Source organism: Tsuneonella sediminis (assembly GCF_051912845.1).
In the GTDB taxonomy this organism is placed as follows: domain Bacteria; phylum Pseudomonadota; class Alphaproteobacteria; order Sphingomonadales; family Sphingomonadaceae; genus Tsuneonella; species Tsuneonella sediminis.
On the sequence record NZ_JBNCBU010000001.1, the window covers coordinates 16,466 to 38,461 of the forward strand.

At 67.4% G+C, this 21,996-nt stretch carries 21 protein-coding genes and 1 tRNA gene; 14 read left to right on the forward strand and 8 right to left on the reverse strand.

Annotated elements, in window-relative coordinates:
* Nucleotides 1-74 precede the first annotated feature (74 nt).
* Nucleotides 75-1,952 (reverse strand): signal peptide peptidase SppA, encoded by a 1,878-nt coding sequence (sppA, locus tag ACPV3N_RS00070; protein WP_440112895.1) that lies wholly within the window; start codon nucleotides 1,950-1,952, stop codon nucleotides 75-77.
* 106 nt (nucleotides 1,953-2,058) lie between these two features.
* Here sppA and ACPV3N_RS00075 point away from each other — a divergent pair, with 106 nt between their 5' ends.
* The 4 genes from ACPV3N_RS00075 to ACPV3N_RS00090 all read left to right on the forward strand — a co-directional run bounded on the left by ACPV3N_RS00075 (nucleotide 2,059) and on the right by ACPV3N_RS00090 (nucleotide 5,740).
* Nucleotides 2,059-3,093 (forward strand): aspartate carbamoyltransferase catalytic subunit, encoded by a 1,035-nt coding sequence (locus tag ACPV3N_RS00075; RefSeq protein WP_440112898.1) that lies wholly within the window; start codon nucleotides 2,059-2,061, stop codon nucleotides 3,091-3,093.
* Complete coding sequence (locus ACPV3N_RS00080; protein WP_440112901.1) at nucleotides 3,090-4,307, forward strand: dihydroorotase; 1,218 nt, start codon at nucleotides 3,090-3,092, stop codon at nucleotides 4,305-4,307. Before ACPV3N_RS00075 ends, ACPV3N_RS00080 begins: the two co-directional genes overlap by 4 nt.
* A gap of 48 nt (nucleotides 4,308-4,355) precedes the next feature.
* Nucleotides 4,356-4,844: a VTT domain-containing protein gene (locus ACPV3N_RS00085; RefSeq protein WP_440112904.1), complete on the forward strand. Its 489-nt coding sequence runs from the start codon at nucleotides 4,356-4,358 to the stop codon at nucleotides 4,842-4,844.
* Nucleotides 4,845-4,918: 74 nt separating this feature from the next.
* Nucleotides 4,919-5,740: a hypothetical protein gene (locus tag ACPV3N_RS00090; protein WP_440112906.1), complete on the forward strand. Its 822-nt coding sequence runs from the start codon at nucleotides 4,919-4,921 to the stop codon at nucleotides 5,738-5,740.
* Nucleotides 5,741-5,797: 57 nt separating this feature from the next.
* On the opposite strand, the gene ACPV3N_RS00095 is transcribed toward ACPV3N_RS00090, so the two are convergent.
* From ACPV3N_RS00095 to ACPV3N_RS00105, 3 genes are read right to left on the reverse strand one after another with little or no spacing between them, the layout of a single operon-like run.
* Nucleotides 5,798-7,237, reverse strand: a complete 1,440-nt coding sequence (locus tag ACPV3N_RS00095) for an SPOR domain-containing protein (protein WP_440112909.1) — start codon at nucleotides 7,235-7,237, stop codon at nucleotides 5,798-5,800.
* A gap of 29 nt (nucleotides 7,238-7,266) precedes the next feature.
* Nucleotides 7,267-7,809 (reverse strand): hypothetical protein, encoded by a 543-nt coding sequence (locus tag ACPV3N_RS00100; protein ID WP_440112912.1) that lies wholly within the window; start codon nucleotides 7,807-7,809, stop codon nucleotides 7,267-7,269.
* A 27-nt stretch (nucleotides 7,810-7,836) separates the two neighbouring features.
* A complete protein-coding gene (locus ACPV3N_RS00105) occupies nucleotides 7,837-8,559 on the reverse strand; it encodes an AAA family ATPase (protein ID WP_440117377.1) in 723 nt (240 codons plus the stop codon).
* A gap of 227 nt (nucleotides 8,560-8,786) precedes the next feature.
* Here ACPV3N_RS00105 and ACPV3N_RS00110 point away from each other — a divergent pair, with 227 nt between their 5' ends.
* The 4 genes from ACPV3N_RS00110 to bfr all read left to right on the forward strand — a co-directional run bounded on the left by ACPV3N_RS00110 (nucleotide 8,787) and on the right by bfr (nucleotide 12,099).
* The gene (locus ACPV3N_RS00110) at nucleotides 8,787-9,947 is read left to right on the forward strand and encodes a tetratricopeptide repeat protein (protein WP_440112914.1); all 1,161 of its coding nucleotides are present in this window, start codon (nucleotides 8,787-8,789) and stop codon (nucleotides 9,945-9,947) included.
* Nucleotides 9,948-9,950: 3 nt separating this feature from the next.
* Nucleotides 9,951-11,252 (forward strand): DUF418 domain-containing protein, encoded by a 1,302-nt coding sequence (locus ACPV3N_RS00115; protein ID WP_440112917.1) that lies wholly within the window; start codon nucleotides 9,951-9,953, stop codon nucleotides 11,250-11,252.
* 56 nt (nucleotides 11,253-11,308) lie between these two features.
* Nucleotides 11,309-11,497, forward strand: coding sequence for a (2Fe-2S)-binding protein (locus tag ACPV3N_RS00120; protein ID WP_440112920.1), 189 nt, complete (start codon nucleotides 11,309-11,311; stop codon nucleotides 11,495-11,497).
* Nucleotides 11,498-11,607: 110 nt separating this feature from the next.
* On the forward strand, nucleotides 11,608-12,099 hold the full coding sequence (bfr, locus tag ACPV3N_RS00125; RefSeq protein WP_440112923.1) for a bacterioferritin: 492 nt from the start codon (nucleotides 11,608-11,610) through the stop codon (nucleotides 12,097-12,099).
* On the opposite strand, the gene der is transcribed toward bfr, so the two are convergent.
* A complete protein-coding gene (der, locus tag ACPV3N_RS00130) occupies nucleotides 12,096-13,496 on the reverse strand; it encodes a ribosome biogenesis GTPase Der (RefSeq protein WP_440112926.1) in 1,401 nt (466 codons plus the stop codon). The two genes, bfr and der, sit on opposite strands and share 4 nt — an antisense overlap.
* Nucleotides 13,497-13,629: 133 nt before the next feature.
* On the opposite strand from der, the gene ACPV3N_RS00135 reads away from it, so the two are divergent.
* Complete coding sequence (locus ACPV3N_RS00135) at nucleotides 13,630-14,379, forward strand: CHAP domain-containing protein (RefSeq protein WP_440112929.1); 750 nt, start codon at nucleotides 13,630-13,632, stop codon at nucleotides 14,377-14,379.
* Here the strand turns inward: ACPV3N_RS00135 and ACPV3N_RS00140 are convergent, their stop codons facing one another.
* Nucleotides 14,380-14,661: a DUF3297 family protein gene (locus tag ACPV3N_RS00140; protein WP_440112931.1), complete on the reverse strand. Its 282-nt coding sequence runs from the start codon at nucleotides 14,659-14,661 to the stop codon at nucleotides 14,380-14,382.
* Nucleotides 14,662-14,704: 43 nt separating this feature from the next.
* A complete protein-coding gene (locus ACPV3N_RS00145) occupies nucleotides 14,705-14,878 on the reverse strand; it encodes a hypothetical protein (protein ID WP_440112934.1) in 174 nt (57 codons plus the stop codon).
* 319 nt (nucleotides 14,879-15,197) lie between these two features.
* Here ACPV3N_RS00145 and ACPV3N_RS00150 point away from each other — a divergent pair.
* The 3 genes from ACPV3N_RS00150 (at nucleotide 15,198) to ACPV3N_RS00160 (ending at nucleotide 17,351) form a co-directional block, all read left to right on the forward strand.
* Nucleotides 15,198-15,282 (forward strand) — tRNA-Leu (locus tag ACPV3N_RS00150).
* Between the two features lie 61 nt (nucleotides 15,283-15,343).
* Nucleotides 15,344-16,918 (forward strand): trigger factor, encoded by a 1,575-nt coding sequence (tig, locus tag ACPV3N_RS00155; RefSeq protein ID WP_440112937.1) that lies wholly within the window; start codon nucleotides 15,344-15,346, stop codon nucleotides 16,916-16,918.
* Nucleotides 16,919-16,964: 46 nt separating this feature from the next.
* Complete coding sequence (locus ACPV3N_RS00160; protein WP_440112939.1) at nucleotides 16,965-17,351, forward strand: DUF1622 domain-containing protein; 387 nt, start codon at nucleotides 16,965-16,967, stop codon at nucleotides 17,349-17,351.
* Here ACPV3N_RS00160 and ACPV3N_RS00165 read toward each other — a convergent pair.
* Nucleotides 17,348-19,441: a TonB-dependent receptor plug domain-containing protein gene (locus ACPV3N_RS00165; protein ID WP_440112942.1), complete on the reverse strand. Its 2,094-nt coding sequence runs from the start codon at nucleotides 19,439-19,441 to the stop codon at nucleotides 17,348-17,350. The two genes, ACPV3N_RS00160 and ACPV3N_RS00165, sit on opposite strands and share 4 nt — an antisense overlap.
* Before the next feature lie 209 nt (nucleotides 19,442-19,650).
* Between ACPV3N_RS00165 and ACPV3N_RS00170 the strand changes: the two genes are divergently transcribed.
* Together ACPV3N_RS00170 and clpX are read left to right on the forward strand one after the other, a co-directional pair.
* Nucleotides 19,651-20,355 (forward strand): ATP-dependent Clp protease proteolytic subunit, encoded by a 705-nt coding sequence (locus ACPV3N_RS00170; RefSeq protein ID WP_440112945.1) that lies wholly within the window; start codon nucleotides 19,651-19,653, stop codon nucleotides 20,353-20,355.
* A 183-nt stretch (nucleotides 20,356-20,538) separates the two neighbouring features.
* Nucleotides 20,539-21,804: an ATP-dependent Clp protease ATP-binding subunit ClpX gene (gene clpX / locus ACPV3N_RS00175; RefSeq protein ID WP_440112947.1), complete on the forward strand. Its 1,266-nt coding sequence runs from the start codon at nucleotides 20,539-20,541 to the stop codon at nucleotides 21,802-21,804.
* The last annotated feature ends 192 nt before the right edge of the window (nucleotides 21,805-21,996 follow it).

A 21,996-nucleotide genomic window follows, 5' to 3' on the forward strand; every position in this document is an offset into this window, starting at 1 on the left:
CGTCGTCCATATCGGCCGGACAGGGGCGCGCCTTTGCCACCGAGCCGGGCGCTTGGCAAGCCGCTTGCCTTGTCTCAGGCGAAGATCCTGAGCAGGCTGGCGAGCCAACCGTCGGTGCGGCGGGGAGGGGCCTGGCGCACCACCGGCGCGCATTCGAGGCAATAGGCCTGCATCCCGTTCACGCCGAGCAGCCGTTCGAGGTCGCCTGCAAGCTGCGCGACCATCGCGTTCTGGCGGAACGCGAACTGGCCAGCCAGATCGCGGTCCGAATTGCGTCGGGCCTCGTCGCCCATCACCAGCTGGCGAAGCAGGGTGTCGCCGGTGCTGGCCTCGTCACCAAGGAAATCCGCGTGCCACTCGCCGTCGCCGAGCTTGGCTTGGGCGGCGACCCAGGAAAGCGCGTCATCGAGTCCGCCGTACTGGTCGACTAGGCCGATCTGCCGCGCGGTGCCGCCATCCCACACGCGCCCCTGGCCAATCTCGTCGACCCGCGCGGGCGTCATCCGGCGCGACCGGGCCACCCGCTCGATGAAATCCGCGTATCCGTCTTCCACATAGGATTGCATCACGGCGTCGGCCTCGGGCGGCAAGCCGCCGATGACATCGGGCTGGCCCGACAAAGGAGTGGTCTTCACCCCGTCGGCATAGACGCCCCAGTTTGCGGCCGCCTTTTCGAACGTGGGAATGACGGCGAAGATGCCGATCGATCCGGTAATCGTTTCAGGTTCGGCGAAGATCCGGTTTGCGGGAGTGGAAACCCAGTAGCCGCCGCTGGCGGCCAGGTTGGCCATCGAAACCGCGACCGGTATCCCGCGCTCCTTGTGCCGCAGGATCGCGCGGCGGATTTCCTCGCTCGCGAGGACCGACCCGCCCGGGGAATCGACCCGCACGACCAGGCCCTTGATGTCGTCTGCAAGCGCCTTGTCGAGAATCTCGGCGATCCTGTCGCCCCCTGCCGTGCCCGGCCCGGCATCGCCGTCGACGATCTCGCCGGCGATCGTCACCACGCCGATTGCCGCGCCGTCGTCAGGCAGCGGCTTGTCGGCAAGCCAGGGTTCGAGCTCGGTGAACGCGAACGCGCCCGGCCTTTCGTCCCAGCGGTCCTTGCCGACGATCTCTGCCACCCGCTTGCCGAACCCGACCCGGTCGCCCAGCCGGTCGACCAGTCCGGCCGACTTGGCCGCAGTCGCCGCATCGCCGCCCGCCGCCGCAAGCCATTCGGCGGGTTGCTGGCTCGACCGGGCGAGCCGGACCTGCGGACGCGCCTTCTGCACGTTCGCCTGCCATTCGGCCCACAGCGATCCGTAAAGCTGGGAATAGTTCTCGCGAGCGGGCTCGGACATCCCGTCGAGGACGTAGGGTTCAACCGCGCTCTTGTAGGTGCCGACCTTGTAGACCCGCGCGTTGACATCGAGTTTTTCCAGCAGGCTGCCGTAATAGAGGCGGTTGCCGCCCGGGCCGAGCACAACGGCACCGCCTAGCGTATCGACCCAGACCTCGCTCGCGTGGCTGGCGAGCAGGAGCGAATCGTCGGTATAGACCGTGGCCCAGGTGAGCACCGGCTTCTTCGCCGCGCGAACCCGGTCGAGCGCCGCGCCGATGTCCTGAAGATGGACCTGCCCGCCGCCGAGGAACCCGCCGAGGTCGAGGACGACCGCCTTGATCCGGTCGTCGGTCGCGGCCTCGTCGATCGCGTGGACCAGTTCCTGCACGTCGAACTCGCCCGTCGGGGCCGTTCCCGAAAGGATGATGGACAGCGGATCGACCGGGCTCTTCTCCTCCACGACCACTCCGTCGAGCTCGAGCAGGAGCGCCCCCTCGCGCACGGCAGCCGGATTGGGGCGGGCAGTGAGGAGCGAATAGAGCGCGAAGAAGAACAGCAGCAGGAAAACGAGGCTGAGAGCGTCCTTCACGGCGACGATCAGGTGCCAGACCTTGCGGGCGAACGACATGTGCGAGGAGATCCCCTGGAAAATTCCGTCGCTGCCGATCTAGGGACTGGCGGGGCACATTGCCACCCGATTGCACTTGACCGGCATATGGGGTTCGACCAAGGGCATGGCTTCAATGACATCGGCGGAAAATCATCCAGTGGCCGGGCGCTACCCCAGGGGTGCGCGCGCATTCCCGCACCGCGACCTGCTGGCCATCGGGCGGCTCGAGCGGCACGAGATCCTGTTCCTTCTCGACGAGGCGGAGCAGTGGGTCGAGATGAACCGGAGAGCCGCCAAGCACGTCGACCTGCTCGCCGGCCTGACGGTGATCAATGCCTTCTTCGAAAACTCCACGCGCACGCTGCTGAGCTTCGAGATCGCCGGGAAGCGGCTGGGCGCGGACGTGGTCAACATGCACGCCGCGCAGAGTTCGGTGAAGAAGGGCGAGACGCTGATCGACACCGCGATCACGCTCAACGCCATGCGGCCCGATGCGATCGTCATCCGTCACGGGTCAAGCGGAGCGACCGCGCTGATCGCCGACAAGGTCGATTGCCCGGTGCTCAACGCGGGCGACGGCCAGCACGAACACCCCACCCAGGCCCTGCTCGACGCGCTCGCTCTGCGGCACGCGCTACGCGAACGGGGGGACGCCGCCGAGGATTTCACCGGGCTGACTGTCACGATCTGCGGCGACGTGCTCCACAGCAGGGTCGCGCGTTCGAACGTGCTGTGCCTCCAGGCGCTCGGCGCAAGCGTCCGCGTATGCGCGCCCCCGGCGCTCATGCCGAGCCACGTCGAGGCGATGGGCGCTGCTGCCTATTCCGATTTCGACGCGGCACTCGACGGCGCTGACGTGGCGATGATGCTGCGCCTCCAGACCGAGCGGATGAGCGGACAGTTCGTGCCGAGCCCGCGTGAATACCATCATCTCTATGGCCTGACCGCCACGCGGCTTGCGAAGGCGGCCCCGCAGGCGATCGTCATGCACCCGGGGCCGATGAACCGGGGGGTCGAGATCGACAGCGACGTTGCCGACATGCTCGATCGGTCGATCATTACCCGCCAGGTCGAGATGGGGGTGGCGATTCGCATGGCCTGCCTCGACGTGCTGACCCGCCGTCGCCGCGGCGTCGAGGGCTGGGGAGAGGACGCATGAACCCGGCGCCGCTCGCCATCGTCGGCGGAAAGGTGGTTACCCCGGACGGTATCCGGGAGGGGACGCTCAGGCTGGAAAACGGTGTCGTCGCCGGGTTTGCTGACCCGGCGGACGGCGACGAGATCGTCGAAGCAAGCGGGCAGCTGGTTGCCCCGGGCATCGTCGATTTCGGCGTGTTCTCGGTCGACAAACCCGCGTTCCGGTTCGGCGGCATAACCCGCGCGGCGCTGATGCCCGACCAGAACCCGCCGCTCGACTATCCGGCGCGCGTCAACTTCATTGCCAAGAGCGGCAAGCCGGACCTCTGGGTGCACCCGCTCGCCGCAGCGACGTTGGGCCTGGGAGGCGAGCACCTCGCCGAGATCGCGCTGATGAAGGACGCCGGCGCACGGGGCGTCGCCACGGGGCGCCGCTGGATCGCGGACTCCGGCGTGATGCTGCGCCTGATGCAGTACACCGCCATGCTCGATCTCGTCGTCGTCACGCACGCAGAGGACGGTGGGCTTGCGGGCAGCGCGGTTGCCACCGCCGGCGAGATGGCGACCCGCCTGGGCCTGCCGAGCGCTCCGGCGGAGGCCGAGACACTCGCCGCCGCGCGCGACATCGCACTCGCCGAGTTGAGCGGCGCGCGGCTGCACCTGCGGCAGGTCACCACCCGCGGAGCGCTCGATCTCGTTCGCGCGGCAAAGCGGCGCGGGGTGAGGGTGACGGCGGGCGTCACTCCGGCGCACTTCATGCTGTCGGACCTCGCGACGATGGATTTCCGCACGTTCGCCCGCCTGTCGCCGCCGCTCAGAAGAGAGGACGACCGCCAGGCGGTTCGCGAAGCCATCGCCGACGGCACGATCGACGTCGTCGCGAGCGGGCACGATCCGCAGGGTCCCGAGGACAAGCGACTGCCGTTCGCGGATGCCGCGCCGGGCATGGTGGGGGCCGAGACCCTCCTCTCGATGACGCTGACGCTCGTCCGCGATGGGCTGGTCGATCTTTCCCGCGCGTTCGACTTGCTGGCGCGCAATCCCGCGCGTCTGCTCGGCGTTGCGGCCGGTACCCTTTCCGAAGGCGCCGAGGCCGACGTTGCCCTGATCGACCCCGACCGCCCGTGGATCGTGAATGCGGCGGGAACGACGGCGAGCGCGGGCAACACGCCATTCGCCCGTCAGCCGGCGCAGGGCCGGGTTATGGCGCTTTTCAAGGGTGGGCTGGCCCTTTAACTGCACCCAACCCGGGAACCCGGCGGTCTGTCGGGCGATTTTTCCCGCATGGACAGCGCCATTCTCGACTTGCTGCCGCTGGATGCAATTGAGGCGCTGCTCGCCGCGCCGTTCGGCGAGGTGTGGGTCGCGTTCGGGTTTTTCGCGCTCGCCGCGTCTGCCTACGCGTCCGGCGTGCCGGGCACCCTCCTGCCAATCTCGTTCTCGTCGGGCGCGCTGCTGGGCGGAGCGCTCGGCATGCTGGCGGTCGGGTTCGGTGCCGTGCTCGGGGCTCTCGTGCTCTACAAGATTCTCGAGCGCAGTTCGCGGGGGGCATTGCGATCGCGATACGGCCACCACCTGGACCGGCTCGACGGATGGGCCAGGCGAGGCGGCATCCTGCCGATCATCGGACTTCGCCTCGTGGGACTGCCGCATCTGGCGGTAACCGCCGTTTGCGCGATCGCCGCGGTAGGCGCGCGCCGGTACGCTCTTGCCACTGCCGTTGGCGTGCTGCCGGCGATCGCGCTTACCTCTATCGCCGGTGCAGCGATCTGACCCGCCTTTCCCCGCCAGCGAAAAGACGCTAATCGGGTGATGCGGGTTGCGCTTGCAAGGGGGAGGGCCTTGCCATGGCGACAGTTGCGCCAGCCACGCCCATTACAGAAACGCCCGCATCCGCTGGTTCACGGGTAATCGTCCATGCGATTGACCGGTGGATCTACGTCTTCATGGCGAGCTTGCTGATCGCCGTCGTGCTGACCGGTTTCATCCCGGATTCGCTGCAAAAGATCGCTGCGGTCGAGCAGGCCCAGCGCCCGCCCTTTCCTGTGGCGATGCACGTCCACGCCGTGCTGATGGGGGCCTGGATGCTGCTCCTTCTGACCCAGACCACGCTGATGGCGACCGGCCGCCGAACGATGCACATGCAGTTGGGGATCGCCGCAACGGTCCTCGCGCCGGCGCTGGTCGTTGCCGGAGTGGTCCTTGTGCCTACCAACCTCCAGCTCTGGGCCGCGTTCGGGGAAGACGGCCCCCCGGCGGTGCAGCAGGGCGTGCAGGAGTTCCTGCACTTCATGACGAACATCGCGCTGCTGCAGCTGCGGATCGCGGTGTGCTTCCTGCTGATGGTCTATATCGGGCTCCGCGCGCGCAAGCGCGACAGCGGGCTGCACAAGCGGATGATGATCTTGGCGACGATCGCGCCAACGCCGGCGGCATTCGACCGGATGCCTTTCATGCCGCATACCCTTCCGCATTCACCGCTGACGGTGGACCTGTGGCCGCTGATGGCGATCGCGCCGATGTTCCTGTGGGACCTCTATCGCCTGCGCACGATCCATCGGGCATACTGGATCTATGCCGCCATCATGGTTCCGACCGCTGTGGCGATAAATCTCCTGTGGGATTCGCCGTGGTGGCACGCGGTGGCGCCGGACATTCTTTACCGCTGACACGAAAAAGGCCTCTCCCGGACGGGAGAGGCCTTCCTCGATGGCTCGTGAAAATGGTCAGCGGCGGGCCATGCGCACGCCCGTGTCGATCGCGCCCGGCATCGGGCTTCCAGCGGTCCAGGCATAACAGCCCTGGCCCTGGCGCTTCGCGCTCGAGCAGAACGAGCCGGCCTCGGCGCGGGCAAGCCCGCCTGCCGACACGCGGTAATAGGTCTTGCCGCGCACGATGGCCCTGGTGATGACCATGTCCAGCTGCGAGAGCTGGGGAAACCGCTTGGCATAGATGGCCCATGCCCGCTCCGCCGCGGCCTCCGACGTGAACGATCCGAGCTGGACCAGGTGATCGCCGGAGGCGAGCGCATGGTCGGTCTTCGGCGCCTGTTCGCGGGCAGAGGACCGGGCAGTGGCGGCGCGCGCCGGCGTGGGTGCCGGAGCGGCCTGGACAACGGGTCTCGAGACGAACTCGATTGCGGCGGCCATCATCTGCGCCGGCGTCGCTGCGCTGGGTACGGGTTCCTCGAAGGCGGCCTCGAACTCGCGCACAGGGGTGACCCGTTCCTGTACGGCGGCCAGTGCAACGGACGACCGCGCCGGAACGGGATCCGCTGTCGGCAGCGCGGAAAGTTCCCCGCCCGCATCGAACGCGGGAGCCGGGGCCGCTGCGACGGGAATGGGGGCCGACACTTCGGCCGGAGCCGTGGTCCCCGCCTCGGGAAGGGCAGACGAGGGCGCTGACAGCGCAACCGCTTCCGCGACGAGCTGTTCGTGAGACGGCGTGTTCGCCAGCGCCAGCCGTGCAGGCTGGCCACCGTCGGCAACCGGGCTGGTGCCGAGGAGCGCAGCAACGCGGGTGCGCGCATCGTCGGGCCGCGCGGTTGCCGCCCATTTCGAGATGCGAGCGTCGAGCTGGTCGGCGGGCACGTCCTGCGCAGCCATGATCCGCGCGCCGGCCCAGTTGCCGCCCAGCGCGAGGGCATAGGCGAGGTTCTGGCGGGTCTTGGGCGTGTTGTCCCCGCCGCGCACCGCGTTCGACAGGATCTGCACCCCGCGGGCGGTTTCGCCTGCAAGGGCAAACGCAAGGCCGAGGTCGCCGGCGGGGATGTCGTCCTGCCAGTCCTCGAGCACGTCGATTGCCGCGCCGCGATCCCCGGTGGCGATCGCTGCTAGCGCGTAGCCGAGCGCGGTCCGGGGACTCTCGTCGCCGAGCGCCATCGCGTCGTCGAAGCTCGTCTGCGCCGAAAGGAAACGGCCAGCTTCCATGTACGCCGCGCCAAGGGTGGCGCGGTAGGCCGCGTTGCGCGGATCGGCGAGCACGGCGGCTTCCGCGTGGCCAACGGCTTCGTCCGCACGGCCCTTCTTCAGCGCCACATCGGCACGGCTGGCGGAAACGTCCGCGCGCGGCGCGGACTGCGTGGTGCAGCCCCCCAGCATGGCCGAGGCGAGCGCGGTGCCTGCGGCCAGCGTCAGCATGCGGTTGGTCCTAGCGGAGCGGCTCATGGTCGTTTCCCCCTGTCGATCCGGTTGTGTCAGCGCCGCTTGACCTGCGCGGCGAGCGCTTCGAGTTCGGGCATGTCGCCCAGCAAGGCGTCGAGCGCCTCGGTCACCAGCGCCTGGGCGCTGCAGTCGCGCACGGTGCAGGCCAGGCGCAACTTGAGATGGCGTTCGGTGTCCAGCCGCAGGGTGAAGGCGGCGCGGTTGCCGCCTTTCGATGCGCGCGGCGCAGGCGCTGCGGCGGGCGCGGGCGGGGCAGCCGGGGCGGGATCGGCGAGGCGTTCGGCGATGGCGCCGCGATCGCGAAGGACGGCGGGCTCAGGGGCCGGCGCCCGACCGACGAACGGTTCCGGGCTGCGCGCCAGGGGGCTCAGGGCGACTACGTCGGCCGTCTGCGGCTGATCGTCGTTCTCGCCCATGTCGTTCCAGCCGAGATCCTCCAGCGTTTCCGGATCGGGGTGGGCAGCCGAGGGCGGCATCGTCGCGAGCGCAGCGTGCTGCGGCCGCATGGCGGGCTTGGCGCCTCCCTTGCGGGCGAGGAGCGAGGGGCTCAGCGAGGCGAAGGAGATTTCGGCCATCCGGGACCGGCCTTTCCGTCCTGTGGCCTACTGGGCCACACGACGGCCGAAGCCGCCCTGCGGACGGTAAGCGGCGCCCGGCACCTGTTGGTGCACTGCACCCGGCGCGGCGAACACGGTGCGGCGGAAGTTCTTCTCCAACCGGTCGGAGATATAGTTCCACAGTGCGGCCATCTCGGCAGCCGAACGGCCCTCGGGATCGACTTCCATCACGGTGCGGCCGTCGATCATCGAGGCGGCGAAATCGGTTCGGTGGTGAAGCGTGATCGGCGCGACCGTGCCGTGCTGGCTCAGCGCAACCGCGGCTTCGGACGTGATCTTGGCCTTGGGAGTCGCGGCGTTCACCACGAAGATCAGTGGCTTGCCGGCGCGTTCGCAGAGATCGACGGTCGCGCCCACGGCGCGCAGGTCGTGGGGAGACGGCCGGGTGGGCACTACGATCAGTTCCGCCACGCCGATGACCGACTGGATCGCCATCGTGATCGCGGGCGGCGTGTCGATGACCGCAAGCTTGAAACCCTGCTGGCGCAGGACCTGAAGGTCGCTGGCGAGCCGCGCGACGGTCGTCTGGGCGAAGGCCGGGTATTCTGCCTCGCGTTCATTCCACCAGTCGGCAAGCGACCCTTGCGGGTCGATATCGATCAGGACGACCGGTCCCGCCCCGGCGCGCTGCGCCTGCACCGCCAGGTGCCCGGACAGGGTGGTCTTTCCCGAACCGCCCTTCTGCGAAGCCAATGCCAATACGCGCAAGGCTGATCCCCCGTTAAATCCCATCGCGGAAAAAAGTGCACCCATGCACTCCGCGGCAAACCAGATCGCAGCATTGCCCTAATATTGGGTTAAAGATCAGGTGGCACGGGAACGTCACACGGGGCCCTGAAAGACCTGAAAAAAGAAACCCTTTGCTAACGGGGCATTCACTATGTCAGTTTGCCCGGCACTCGCACAGGGTGCGCGCGAATTGGATCGAGGACGCGATGACCCGTAGCAATCCGGCACTGTCAGCCGCTATCGGGGCGGCCGGCGCTGCGTTGCTGGCGCTGGCAGGCGCCGCGCACGCCGACGTCAAGGCCGGCGTCGATGCCTGGAGCGCCGGCGACTACGCCAAGGCCGTGTCGGAATGGCGCGCGCCGGCGGCGCGGGGCGATGCCGATGCGCTGTTCAACCTCGCGCAGGCGTACCGGTTGGGTCGGGGAGTAGCCGAGGACCTCGAACAGGCGGAAAAGCTCTACGCCCGCGCGGCGGCGAGCGGCCACCTGAAGGCAGCGGACAACTATGGCCTCCTGCTGTTTCAGGAGGGGCGCCGCGACGAGGCGATGCCCTATGTCGTCGCGGCAGCCGAGCGCGGCGATCCGCGCGCGCAATACCTGCTGGGCATCGCCCATTTCAACGGCGATTCAGTTCCGCGCGACTGGGTGCGGGCCTATGCCTTGCTGACCCTCGCGAACGGTGCGGGGCTGCCGCAGGCGGCTCCGGCCATCCGGCAGATGGACGGCCATGTTCCGCTCGCGCAGCGCCAGCAAGCCCAGGCTCTTGCGGCCGCCATGCGGGCCGATGCCGATGTCCGCCGTTCGGCGCAGATGGCTTCTTCCGACCTGGCCGATGGCGGCCCGGCGATGGTGGCCAATGGCCGGCCCGCGGTCTCCGGCGCGACGGCCGCGCCGCGCGTCTCTCCCTCAGCCCGGGTTCCGCAGCCTGTCGCCACCGTGGCGGTTCCACCATCGGTTCCGCTTGCCGAAGCGGCCGTCGCGGAAGCGATGCGGGCGACCGGGACGGAAAGCCCCGCGACCGCCGGGGCCGACTTCGCGCGGTCCGGACGAAGCACTGCCGTCACGCCCGATGCGCCCGCCCGCGACCCTGTGGTGGCAGCGGCGCCCGGACCCGGCCCGGGGGCGGTCCCTCCACCGGAAGCAGGCTCGTGGAAGGTTCAGCTGGGCGCCTTTTCGATCGCTGCGAACGCAGACCGGGCGTGGTCGCAGGTGTCGGGCAGCGCGGCGCTGGCCGGCAAGACGAGGCAGGTCGAGAGGGCGGGGCGCCTGACCAGGCTGCTTGCCGCAGGGTGGAGCAACCGGTCGGCGGCGCAAGCGGCGTGTGCGGCACTCAAGGCAGGCGGCCATGCCTGCATCGTGACCCGCTGAGCCGTGAGCGGCGCGCCCCACCCCGGTCATCATCGCACGGCTACTGCGGCGAGGGCAGATACCGGGGGGGCGGTTCCCGTCATCGGCAGCGAGCGGTTGCTCAGTCTCGATTTCACGCGCGGAATCGCGGTGATGGGCATCCTGTTCGCCAACATCATGGGGATGGGCCAGCCGTATTCTGCCTACGGCTGGCCGGGCGGCTTCCTGAGCCCGCACGACGCGCTGGCCGACGGGCTTTGGGTCGCCCAGTTCGTCCTCATCGACGGCAAGATGCGGGGCCTCTTCACGCTCCTGTTCGGCGCGGGGCTCATCCTGTTTACCGACCGCGCACGGGCGAAGGGCGGGTGGGTCGGGCTTTCGCTGGTACGCCTGTTCTGGCTCCTCGTGTTCGGCCTGCTGCATTACTACCTGCTCTGGCGCGGGGACATCCTGACCCTGTATGCAGTATGCGGCGCCGTCGCGCTGCTGGCCGTCAACTGGTCGTGGCCGCAGCAACTCGCCGCCGGGCTGGTCGCTTACCTCGCGGGCGTCTTGTGGAACACGGCCCAGGTCCTGCCTCTCTGGGCCGCCAACGAGACCGTCCGCGGCCGGCTCCCGGAATACGAAGGGGTGGCCGAAGCGACGCAGGCGGTAATCGACAGCGAGCGTGCCGACGCGGTGCGCGAAGCGGCGATAGCTGCCGACGGCACCTGGTTCGATTACGTCCGCCATTTTGCGACGATCCACCGCTGGGAGTGGTACGACCAGCTCATATATTATTCCACCGAGGCCCTCCCGCTCATGCTTCTGGGCATGGCGCTCTACCGTATGGGCCTGTTTGACGGCCGGCTCGACCGGCGCGCCCAGACACTCTGGGGATGGGTAGGAATCATGGTGGGGATCCTGCTCACCCTCCCGCTCGGACTGTGGGTCTATCTCGGCGGGTTCACCTATACCGGGACGCTGCTTGCCGAGTTCGGTCCGATGGGCCTGACGCGCCTGCCGATGATTCTCGGCCTGGCGGCGTTGCTGGGCCTTTCGGGTAGCCACCCGCAAGGCTGGTTCTCGAGCCGGGTCATCGCCGCCGGCCGCGCCGCCTTCACCAACTATGTTGGCACGTCGCTGGTCATGTTGCTGGTGTTCCAGGGCTGGGGGCTCGGCCTGTTCGGCGTGCTGACGCGAGAGCAGCTCTACCTCGTCGCGCTCGGCGGGTGCATCGTCATGCTGCTGTGGTCGCGCGCATGGTTGATCCGGTTCCGGTTCGGACCGCTCGAATGGTTGTGGCGCTGTCTGACTTATCGACGGGTTTTCGCTCTGCGACGATAACTCTTGCAATTGCGAGTGGTTCTCATTAGCTCTCGATTCGATCGGAGCTGAGAAGAATGTACGTCTGCGTCTGCAATGCCATCAGGGAGTGCGAGTTGCGCCGTGCGGCCCTGCGCGCGGGTGGCGACGCAGAGGCCGTCTACGCTGCGCTGGGCAAGCGCCCCAACTGCGGGACTTGCCTTGCGGACGCTGATGCAATCGTTTTCGAAGAGCGCGAGATGGCGGCGGTGCCGTTCGCGGCCTGAAGCTGCGAAGCAGTCGCAAATGGCGGAATTCCGCCAATTTTCCTGGTTGAGGTGTTGCCGGGCGGGTCGCCGAAGCGCATAATCCGCGCTTTCTCGAGGAGACCGTTTCCATGAAGGGCGACCCAAAGGTCATCGACTACCTCAACCGGGCGCTCACCAACGAGCTCACTGCGATCAACCAGTACTGGCTTCATTATCGCGTGCTGCATCATTGGGGCGTCCGCAAGCTCGCCGAATACGAGCGGCACGAATCGATCGACGAGATGAAACATGCCGATATTCTCGCCGAGCGGGTGCTGTTCCTCGACGGGCTGCCCAACTTCCAGGCCATCCACAAGCTCAAGGTGGGCGAAAGCGTCGAGGAGATCTTACAGTCCGACCTGGCCCTCGAGATGGAAGCGATTCCGCTTCTCAAGGACGCTATCGAGTACTGCGAAGGCGCTCGCGATTACGTCAGCCGCGAGATATTCGAGCGCATCCTCGAGAGCGAGGAGGAACACGTCGATTTCCTCGAGACCCAGTTCGACATGATCGAGCGGATGGGCCTGCAGAACTATGTCCAGCTGCAGAGCGAGCCCGCTGGCGAAGGGGGCGAAGGCTAGCCCTTGGCGTAGGGGTTCTTCGGTGCCTTTAGGACCACCCGCACCGGTACCGCGTCGAATCCCAGCTCCCTGCGGATGCCGTTGACGAGATAGCGTTCGTAGCTCTTGGGCAGCATGTCCAGCCGCGTGCCGAAGACCACGAAACGCGGCGGGCGCGTACCGGCCTGGGTGATGTAGCGCAGCTTGATCCGTTTGCCCTTGGGCGCGGGCGGGGGATTGGCCTCGAGCGCATCGTCGAACCAGCGGTTGAGCGCCGAAGTGGGCACCCGTTTCGACCAGGCCTCGCGGATCTCGAAGGCGGCCTTCAGCATCTGGTCGAGACCCTTGCCGGTTTTCGCCGACACCGCGAACAGCGGCAGCCCGCGGACCTGCGCAAGCCCCTCGTCCAGCGCGCCCTTGATGCCGTTGAAGAGGCGGCTGGCATCGCCGACCTGCTCGGTTCCGGTCATGTCCCACTTGTTTATCGCGATCATCAGTGCCCGGCCTTCTTCGAGCACCATCGAGGCGATCTTGAGGTCCTGATGCTCGAGCCCGCGAGTCGCGTCGAGCAGGAGCACGACGACCTCGGCGAAATCGATCGCGCGCTTGGCGTCCGCGACCGAGAGTTTCTCGAGCTTCTCGACCACGTTCGATCGCTTGCGCATCCCGGCGGTGTCGATCAGGCGGATGTCGCGCACCTCGCCGCCGGGATCGGTCCACTGCCAGTCGACCGCAATCGAATCGCGGGTGATCCCGGCTTCCGGCCCGGTGAGCAGCCGGTCTTCGCCGAGCAGGCGGTTGATCAGCGTCGACTTGCCCGCGTTGGGCCGGCCGACAATGGCGAGCTTGAGCGGGCCGAGTTCGAAATCGTCCGGATCGGCCGCTTCGCCCGCACGGTCCGCGGCTGCGCGTTCGTCCTCGGACGCGCCGATGATCGGCCAGAGCGCATCGAACAGGTCCGCGACGCCTTCGCCGTGTTCGGCCGACAGCGCGACCGGTTCGCCGAAGCCAAGCGAGAACGCCTCGAACAGCCCCGCGTCGCCCGCCGACCCTTCTGCCTTGTTGGCAACCGCGACGACCGGGATCTCCTGCGTGCGCAGCCAGCGGGCGATCTCCTCATCAAGAGGAGTGAGTCCCGCGCGTGCGTCGATCACGAACAGCGCGGCGTCCGCGCCCTCGACGCTGACCTCGGTCTGACGACGCATTCTGCCTGGCAGCGTCTCGGCGTCCTCGTCCTCCCACCCGGCGGTGTCGACAACGGTGAATTCGAGGCCGGCGATCGTGGCGTCCCCGAAGCGACGGTCGCGGGTAACCCCCGGCTGGTCGTCGACCAGCGCGAGCTTCTTGCCGACGAGCCGGTTGAACAGCGTCGACTTTCCGACGTTGGGTCGGCCGATGATGATGACGGTCGGTTTCACTTCGCGGCTTTCATGTCAGCCGCGCAGGTGGCCGCTGTCGCGCCGCTTGGCAAGCGCGCTCGGCGATTAGTTGAAATCGGTTAACCATGTCAGGCAAGGCGATGCCAACCACAAGGTTCCATGCCTTGCCGGCATGAGGGGACCGTTGGGAATCGCCGTCGGGGCGCTCGCGCTCGCATTGCCGGGCATGGCCCGGGCCGACATCGCCGCGGGCGACGGGGCTGCGCGCAGTGCCGAGCTTCCCGCCTATCTGCAGTGCGTCCCGTTTGCACGCGAGCGCACCGGCGTGCAGATATATGGCGACGCGCGCACGTGGTGGGAGCAGGCCGAAGGCCGCTACCAGCGAGGAAACCGACCCAGAACGGGCGCGGTGATGACGTTTCTTCCTCACGGCTCGATGACGCTTGGTCATGTCGCCGCGGTGGCGCAAGTCATCGACAGCCGCACCGTCCTGCTCGATCACGCCAACTGGTCGCCAATCGACGGCCGGCGAGGGCAGGTCGAGCGCGGAGTCAGGGCGATCGACGTCTCGCCCGGGAATGACTGGAGCCAGGTCCGCGTCTGGTATGCGCCGCTGGGCGACCTGGGCACCACTGCGTGGCCAGTCGCAGGCTTCATCTACAACGAGCCGGAGAGGAAAGGCCCCTACGGCGGGGAGCGGATACTGGCGGCGGCGCGACAATCGCCGACGCCCTCTGCCGAACCGTCGAAAGCGTTCGCCATGGCGTTCTCCGGGCTTGGCGAGGCGCGCGTCGCTACGCCGTCCTCGGCGCGCCAGGCAGCGCGGCCGGCCACGCGGACGGACGGTGCGCGCATCGCGGCGACCGCCGGTAGCCGGCCGCGCGACCCGATCGACGCCGCGATCGCCCGCTACGGCAGCTGATCAGTCCTTTTTTGCGACCGGCGGATCGTCGCCGAGATCCTCGAACCACGCCTCGACCGGGCCGTTGAGTTTGAGCGTCAGGGGCTGGCCCTTGCGGTCGACCGTCTTGCCGGCCTGCACGCGGATCCAGCCCTCGGAGATGCTGTATTCCTCCACGTCGGTGCGGACGCGGTCCTTGAAGCGGATGCCGATCCCGCGCTCGAGCGCGTCCTGGTCGAAATGCGGGCTGCGCGGATTGACCGACAGGCGGTCGGGCGGGGTCTGGGATTTGTCGTCGCTCATGAGGCGGGGCCCTTAGTCGTGCCGGGTGCACCCGGCAAGCGGGTCAGTCGGGCGGCAAGGGGGTCTCGGGCAGGACCGGGGCGCCCGGATCCTCGTCCTTGCCCTCGCCTTCCTCGACCCCGGCCTGTCGGCGCTCGATCTCTATCTCGCTCGGCCCGGCGTCGATCAGGGGACCGTCGTCGGGCTCCTTGCCTGACGGGATGTGGGGACCGGTCATTTGCCGAGGGGGGCGGGTATTTCCGCCGGCCGCTGATTCGGGTCTGCAACGTCGGGTCGGGGCGGGGCAACTTCGTCCGGTTGCCGCATCGGCTCGCCGGCAGGCTCGGGGCTGGCCGGAGTCTCGGGGGGCGATGCCGGTTCGATGGTATCGGGAGTTTCGGGCGGCTGGGTGGCCATTGCTGCGATCCTTTCGTTCGGCCGGGAAACGGCCGGCGGGGCAATCACGTTCCCCGGCTTGCCCTTTGCGCCCGCCCACTGTAACGGCGCACCCCTGTTCGCGAGCGGGCCTGCCCGCCCGCGCGGCTTCGTTCGGGTTTGCGGGCGTGGCGGAATTGGTAGACGCGCTGGTTTTAGGTACCAGTATCGCAAGATGTGGGGGTTCGAGTCCCTTCGCCCGCACCAGCCGCCGCCCCGGTCTCGAGCGATCACGAGATACTTGTTTTACAAAGGCTTTTGACCTCCCATGAAGATCGAAGAGACCGCCAACGAAGGCCTCCACCGCGCCTACAAGCTGACGATCCCGGCCAAGGACATAGATGCAGCGGTCGCGGCCGAGGTGAAGAAGATCGCTCCCCAGGTGCGCATGCCCGGTTTCCGCCCCGGCAAGGTGCCCGCCAACCTCGTCCGGAAGATGCACGGCGAGGCGATCCACGGACAGGTCGTCAACGATCAGATCACCAGCGCGGTCGATTCGCTGATGAAGGACAAGAAGCTGCGTCCCGCGATGCAGCCGCGTGTCGAGTTCGGCGACGGTTACGAGCAGGGCAAGGACGCGACGCTGACAGTCGACCTTGAAGTGCTGCCCGAGATCGAGGCCCCCTCGACCGATGGGCTCAAGCTGGAGAAGCTCACCGTTCCGGTGACAGACGCGGAAGTCGACGAGGCGGTGCAGAACATCGCCGGACAGCAGAAAAGCTGGAAGGACGCGCCCAAGACGAAGAAGGCGGCCGACGGCGACCAGATCATCATCGATTTCACCGGCTCGATTGACGGGGTCGAATTCGAAGGCGGCAAGGCCGAGGAAACCCCGCTCCAGCTCGGTGCTGGGCGTTTCATCCCCGGGTTCGAGGAACAGCTCGCCGGCGTGAAGGCGGGCGACGACAAGACGATCACCGTGACCTTTCCGAGCGACTACCCCGCCAAGGAGCTGGCGGGCAAGGATGCCCAGTTCGCGATCCATGTCCACAAGGTGCAGGTCGAGGACGAGACCAAGGTCGACGATGAATTCGCGAAGAACCTCGGTCTCGAAAGTCTCGACCAGCTGCGCGGCCTGCTGAGGGGCCAGCTGGAGCAGGAACTGGGCGGACTTACGCGCACGGCGATGAAGCGGCAGCTGCTCGACACCCTCGCGTCGGGCCACGACTTCCCGGTCCCGCAGGGCATGGTCGATGCCGAGTTCGAACAGATCTGGGCCCAGCTTCAGCAGGAAGCCGCACAGGACGCCGATCCCGCCGCCGCGCTCAAGGAGATCGAGAGCGAAAAGGACGATTACCGCAAGATCGCCGAGCGCCGCGTGCGCCTTGGCCTCCTGCTGTCGGAAATCGGCCAGGCCAACGGCGTGCAGGTTACTCAGCAGGAAATGTCGATGCTGATCCAGCAGGCCGCCCAGCAGTACCGCCCGGAAGACCGCGACCGGTTCATGGAGATCATCCGCACCAATGACATGGCGGCCGCCCAGCTGCGCGCGCCGCTCTACGAGGACAAGGTCGTCGACTTCCTGTTCGACAAGGCCGATGTGACCGAGCGCGAGGTAACCCGCGAGGAACTCCAGGCCGCGATCGAGGCCGAGGAAACCGCGCCGGCGCCCGCCAAGAAGAAGGCGCCCGCCAAGAAGGGTGCCGCCAAGTCGGAAGACGCCGACGCCAAGCCCGAAGCGAAAAAGGCGCCGGCCAAGAAGTCCGCGACGAAGGCTGACAAGGATGACGCCGAACCGGCCGCCAAGAAGGCCCCGGCGAAGAAGGCTCCTGCCAAGAAGGCCGCTGCCGAGGAACCGGCCGCCAAGAAGACTCCGGCGAAGAAGGCGGCAGCCAAGAAGTAGCGCGGTACCGGCGGAACCGGCGCCCGTGTGCGCCGGTTGACGGTACATGTTCGAATACTGGATTCGGGAAATCACCTCCGCCACCTCGCTGGTGGTGGAGGGGATGGCCGCGATCATCGTGGCCTACGCGGTTGTCGAGGCCTTCGTGCGCCTCATCCTCTCGATCCCGCGGCACAGCGGTAGCGCGGAGAACCGGGCGCACGATGCGAAGGAGGAGATCCGCCTGCGCCTGGGCCGCTGGCTGGCCCTCGCCCTCGAGCTCCTCCTGGGAGCCGACATCCTGCGCACCGCCGTGGCGCCGAGCTGGTCGGAAGTCGGCCAGCTGGCCGTCATCGCCACGATCCGCACCGGCCTGAACTACTTCCTGCAGCGCGAGATCGAGGCCTCCCGGACGAGGTGCGATGACGGGACGCAGGAGCCCGGCTGCGCCTAGAAGGTGCCCTTGACGCTCAGGCGAAAGATCGGACCGATGAGCTGCGAGCGGTCCTCTATGAAGGCTACCGGGGACGAATTGCGTGGGCCCGCATAGACCGTCCGGTACAGGCGGTGACGGGCATTTGCGAAATTGACCGCCTGCAGCCGCACCGTCATCCCCAGCACGTCCTTGTGCTCGATGAAGTAGGAATCGAACACCGGTCCCTCCCAGTCGCGGCCGACCTCGAAAACGCGGTAGTACGGCGTGTTCCTGCTGTATTCGAACCCGGCGCCCCAGGCCCAGTCCGTCGCCGGGATGTCGTGGCGCAGGTTCATCTCGACGCGTTGCCGCCACAGGTTGCTGATCTGGCGCTTCTCTCCGGTCAGCGGATCGCGGATCGCGGAGGTCTGCAGGATCACGTTGGTGTCGAGCTTGGCTCCCTTGAAGCCCATCGGGTCGAGGTTGAACGTGCTCGTCCATTCGAAGCCGCGCCGCCGTGCCCGGTCGATGTTGCCGCGTCCCTCGCCGCCGCCCGGCAGCGGTACGATGTCGATGAAATCCTCGAACCGGCGGTCGAAGAAGCGCAGGTTCGTGCTTCCCCACTTGCCGAGGTCCTTCTTGATCGCGGCGGTGATGTTCCAGCTTTGCGTGGGCACCAGTTCGGCATTGTTCGAATTCTGATTCCCCTGGTCGAGGAAGGCCCGGGCGAGAAAGTCGCCGAAGTTCAGCTGTCCGACCAAGCGTTCGACGTTGAACGATATGTCGAGGCCTTTTTCGGGTGCCCAGCCGAGGTTGAGGGCCCCCTTGGGCCTGGTGAAGGTTCGCGACAGGTCGTTGGCGCCGCTTTGGCTGATCGTCGAGTTCTCGGCGCCCGCCGAAAGCTGCATCGTCAGCTTGTCGGTGATCGGCCGGCCATAGCTCAATATGGCCTCGTAACGGTCCTCGCGCACGCCGCCGTCGCCTTGCGGGAAGGGGACTTCGACGAAGGCCCCCGACGGGCTGAGGTCGAACAGGCTGGCGTCCTTGTCGAACCGGTTGAACGCGGCCTCGGCGGCGATCTGCCAGTCGGCCTTGCCCCACTTCCAGCCGAATTCGGCCCGGCCGATCACCTCCCCGCTTTCGGTGACCTGGGCGTAGCGCCCGCCGACCGGGGGCGAGCCGTCGGCGAAGGCGATGACCGCGTCCTCCGAGTACCGGGTGCGATCGAACCGGTCGAGCCCGATGAGCTTGAGCCGCCCGCCCGCGAGGTCGAACGCGTAATCGCCCCCGATCTCGTAATCGTATCCGCGTTGCCGGCCGTACAGGTCGCGGTTGCGCGGCACGCCCGACAGCGGAAGGCGGTCTTCGCTCTCGTCGAACGTGCTGTAGACCCGGCGGTAAGAGGCATTGAGGTGCGCGATGTCCCCGCCGCGGTTCCAGGTCAGGTTGGCGCTGGCCTTGGGCGCATCGAAATCCGACCACAGCCGGCCGTCGCGGGTCTCGCGCAGCGACCCGTCGCCCGCCAGGATGCGGTATTCGCCGCCGAATGCGCCGCGGCCCTGCTCGTTCGCGAGGGCAAGGGTGTATTCGAGCTGGCCCTTGCTGCCCTTGAGCGAAACGTCGGCGTTGAGATAGCCGGGGTGCGCGAAATGGGGCCGGACCTCGCCCCGCCAGTTGAACTGGCCCGTCATCGCATCGGCGCGGGTGATGATGTCGGCCACCTGGCCCGACAGGCCGGGAATGGACAGCGTGGCGCCGTCGACGATGTCGATCCGCTCGACGCTCGTTGCGGGAATTCGGGCGAGCTGGTCGAACAGGCTGTCGGACTTGGACGCCAGCCGCTGGCCATTGACCAGCACGTTCTCGTTTGCCTGTCCGAGCCCGCGGCCCCCGTCGCGCGAGGCCTTGATCTGGAAGCCCGGGACGTTGTTCAGCATGTCGAGCGCGCTCTTGGGAGAAAAGCGCGCGAAATCGGCGGGCGTGTAGCTCTGGCGTCCGTCGACCGCGGCGGGCGGATCCGCGACCGGCGGGGGTGCGTCGCCGGTGGGCGCTTCCTGCGCGAGCGCCGGAGTCGCGGCGCCGGCGAGCAGGAAGGCGAGCAAACGGGCGGCGGCAGGCGGATGCGACACGCAGGTATCCTTGTTGTTCAGAGCTTTCGAGCCGGTGTATTGTTCCGGTGAAACGCCATGTCGCGCGGGGCTCGACGAACGACAGGTGCGGGCCGATCAAAAACGATTGTAGTCGACAGAACGGGTCAGAGCGTGGGTTAACGCCCTTGAACATCTTCCGGCCACTCGCGACATAGGCGGCGCAATCGAGACGGAAGGACGAGTACCCCATGATAGATGTGTTCGGCGGCAATGGCGACACCTATGGCTCACAGGGCCGCTTCACCCGCGATCCCGTGACGGGGGCGCTGGTGCCGGTGGTGGTCGAACAGACCAGCCGCGGCGAGCGCAGTTTCGACATCTTCAGCCGCCTGCTGCGCGAACGGATCGTCTTCGTGACCGACCAGATCGAGGACAACATGGCCTCGCTGATCGTCGCGCAGCTGCTGTTCCTCGAAAGCGAGAACCCGAGCAAGCCGATCAGCATGTACATCAATTCGCCGGGCGGCGTGGTGACTGCCGGCATGGCGATCCATGACACCATGCAGTACATCAAGCCGCGCGTGTCGACCGTCTGCATCGGGCAGGCGGCGTCGATGGGCAGCTTCCTGCTTGCCGCGGGCGAGCCGGGGATGCGCATCGCGCTTCCCAACGCACGGATCATGGTGCACCAGCCGTCCGGCGGCGCGCGCGGCATGGCGTCCGACATCGAGATCCAGGCGCGCGAGATCCTGCGGATGCGGACGCGGATGAACGATCTCTACGCCAAGTACACCGGCAAGGCGCTGTCCGAGATCGAGAAGGCGATGGACCGCGACACCTTCCTCGAGGCCGACGAGGCGATGGCCTTCGGCATCGTCGACAAGGTATTCGAGACGCGCCCGGAGGGCGAGGGCAATGCCGAGGCCGAAGGGTCCGGCGGCGCGCCCGAGTAGGCGGCCTGGACCCGGCGCCGCCGCGGCGGGTTGTCCGGCGTAGCAATTCGGCAACCGTGCCGCTTCAGCTTGCCGCAAGGCCGTTGCTGTAAGGCGCTATGAGTTGATTATCGAAATTCCGGCCTTAGGGTCGGCGAATCCCCCGGCTCCGCTAACCCGGCCCGGGGCTTCGAAAGCCAGGAAATGACCAAGTTGAGCGGAACCGACAGCAAGAGCACCCTGTACTGCAGCTTCTGCGGCAAGTCGCAGCACGAGGTGCGCAAGCTTATCGCCGGGCCGACCGTGTTCATCTGCGATGAATGCGTCGAGCTGTGCAACGACATCATCCGGGAAGAGACCAAGGCCGGCATCGCGGGCCGGAAGGAAGGCGACGTCCCCACGCCGCTCGACATCTTCACCACCCTTAACGATTACGTGATCGGGCAGGACCGCGCCAAGCGCGTCCTCTCGGTCGCGGTGCACAACCACTACAAGCGGCTCAAGCATTCGGGCAAGTCGGGCGAGGTCGAGCTGGCCAAGTCCAACATCCTGCTCGTCGGGCCCACCGGCTCGGGCAAGACCCTCCTTGCGCAAACGCTCGCGCGGACGTTCGACGTGCCGTTCACGATGGCCGACGCGACCACGCTGACCGAGGCCGGCTACGTTGGCGAGGACGTCGAGAACATCATCCTCAAGCTGCTGCAGGCGAGCGACTACAATGTCGAGAAGGCGCAGCACGGCATCGTCTACATCGACGAGATCGACAAGATCACCCGCAAGGCGGAAAATCCGTCGATTACCCGCGACGTGTCGGGCGAGGGCGTGCAGCAGGCGTTGCTCAAGCTGATGGAGGGCACCACCGCATCCGTCCCGCCGCAGGGCGGACGCAAGCACCCGCAGCAGGAATTCCTCCAGGTCGATACGACCAACATCCTGTTCATCTGCGGTGGCGCGTTTGCGGGCCTCGAAAAGATCATCGCCGACCGCCTGCAGAAGCGGTCGATCGGCTTCGGCGCGCACGTCGCCGACCCCGACAAGCGCCGCGTCGGCGAACTGCTCCAGAAATGCGAGCCGGAGGACCTGCTCAAGTTCGGGCTGATTCCCGAGTTCGTCGGCCGCCTGCCGGTCATCGCGACCCTCAACGACCTCGACGTCGACGCGCTGGTCATGATTCTGACCGAGCCGAAGAACGCGTTGGTAAAGCAGTACTGCAAGCTGTTCGACCTCGAGGATGTCGAGCTCACGTTCACCGAGGATGCGCTGAAGGCGGTCGCCGAGAAGGCAATCGAGCGCAAGACCGGCGCGCGCGGCCTTCGGTCGATCGTCGAGGGAATCCTGCTCGACACGATGTTCGACCTGCCCGACATGGACGGGGTGACCGAGATCGTCGTCGACAAGGACGTGGTCGAGGGCCGCAAGGACCCGGTGCGCGTGGTGGACGGCAAGAAGGGCAAGGAAGAGGCGGCCTGACCGCCTGATCTGGCGAGGGCGGCCGGCTTCGTCCGGAGGCCGAGCGACAGACGGAGGACCCCGCACGGTGCGTGCGGGGTCTTTTCGTATCCACGCCCTCGTCCTTCGGCGCGGAAATTCGCAGAAAAAGGCCCCGTCCGGCGAGGGGGAAGGGGTACCGGACGGGGCTGGGAGTGGGCGCCGCCCCGGCCA

Excerpts from the sequence above, each read along its gene's own strand:
- sppA (WP_440112895.1), bottom strand. The coding sequence starts at position 1,952 with ATGTCGTTCGCCCGCAAGGTCTGGCACCTGATCGTCGCCGTGAAGGAC.
- ACPV3N_RS00075 (WP_440112898.1), top strand. The coding sequence starts at position 2,059 with ATGGCTTCAATGACATCGGCGGAAAATCATCCAGTGGCCGGGCGCTAC.
- ACPV3N_RS00080 (WP_440112901.1), top strand. The coding sequence starts at position 3,090 with ATGAACCCGGCGCCGCTCGCCATCGTCGGCGGAAAGGTGGTTACCCCG.
- ACPV3N_RS00085 (WP_440112904.1), top strand. The coding sequence starts at position 4,356 with ATGGACAGCGCCATTCTCGACTTGCTGCCGCTGGATGCAATTGAGGCG.
- ACPV3N_RS00090 (WP_440112906.1), top strand. The coding sequence starts at position 4,919 with ATGGCGACAGTTGCGCCAGCCACGCCCATTACAGAAACGCCCGCATCC.
- ACPV3N_RS00095 (WP_440112909.1), bottom strand. The coding sequence starts at position 7,237 with ATGAGCCGCTCCGCTAGGACCAACCGCATGCTGACGCTGGCCGCAGGC.
- ACPV3N_RS00100 (WP_440112912.1), bottom strand. The coding sequence starts at position 7,809 with ATGGCCGAAATCTCCTTCGCCTCGCTGAGCCCCTCGCTCCTCGCCCGC.
- ACPV3N_RS00110 (WP_440112914.1), top strand. The coding sequence starts at position 8,787 with ATGACCCGTAGCAATCCGGCACTGTCAGCCGCTATCGGGGCGGCCGGC.
- ACPV3N_RS00120 (WP_440112920.1), top strand. The coding sequence starts at position 11,309 with ATGTACGTCTGCGTCTGCAATGCCATCAGGGAGTGCGAGTTGCGCCGT.
- bfr (WP_440112923.1), top strand. The coding sequence starts at position 11,608 with ATGAAGGGCGACCCAAAGGTCATCGACTACCTCAACCGGGCGCTCACC.
- ACPV3N_RS00135 (WP_440112929.1), top strand. The coding sequence starts at position 13,630 with ATGAGGGGACCGTTGGGAATCGCCGTCGGGGCGCTCGCGCTCGCATTG.
- ACPV3N_RS00140 (WP_440112931.1), bottom strand. The coding sequence starts at position 14,661 with ATGAGCGACGACAAATCCCAGACCCCGCCCGACCGCCTGTCGGTCAAT.
- ACPV3N_RS00145 (WP_440112934.1), bottom strand. The coding sequence starts at position 14,878 with ATGACCGGTCCCCACATCCCGTCAGGCAAGGAGCCCGACGACGGTCCC.
- tig (WP_440112937.1), top strand. The coding sequence starts at position 15,344 with ATGAAGATCGAAGAGACCGCCAACGAAGGCCTCCACCGCGCCTACAAG.
- ACPV3N_RS00160 (WP_440112939.1), top strand. The coding sequence starts at position 16,965 with ATGTTCGAATACTGGATTCGGGAAATCACCTCCGCCACCTCGCTGGTG.
- ACPV3N_RS00170 (WP_440112945.1), top strand. The coding sequence starts at position 19,651 with ATGATAGATGTGTTCGGCGGCAATGGCGACACCTATGGCTCACAGGGC.
- clpX (WP_440112947.1), top strand. The coding sequence starts at position 20,539 with ATGACCAAGTTGAGCGGAACCGACAGCAAGAGCACCCTGTACTGCAGC.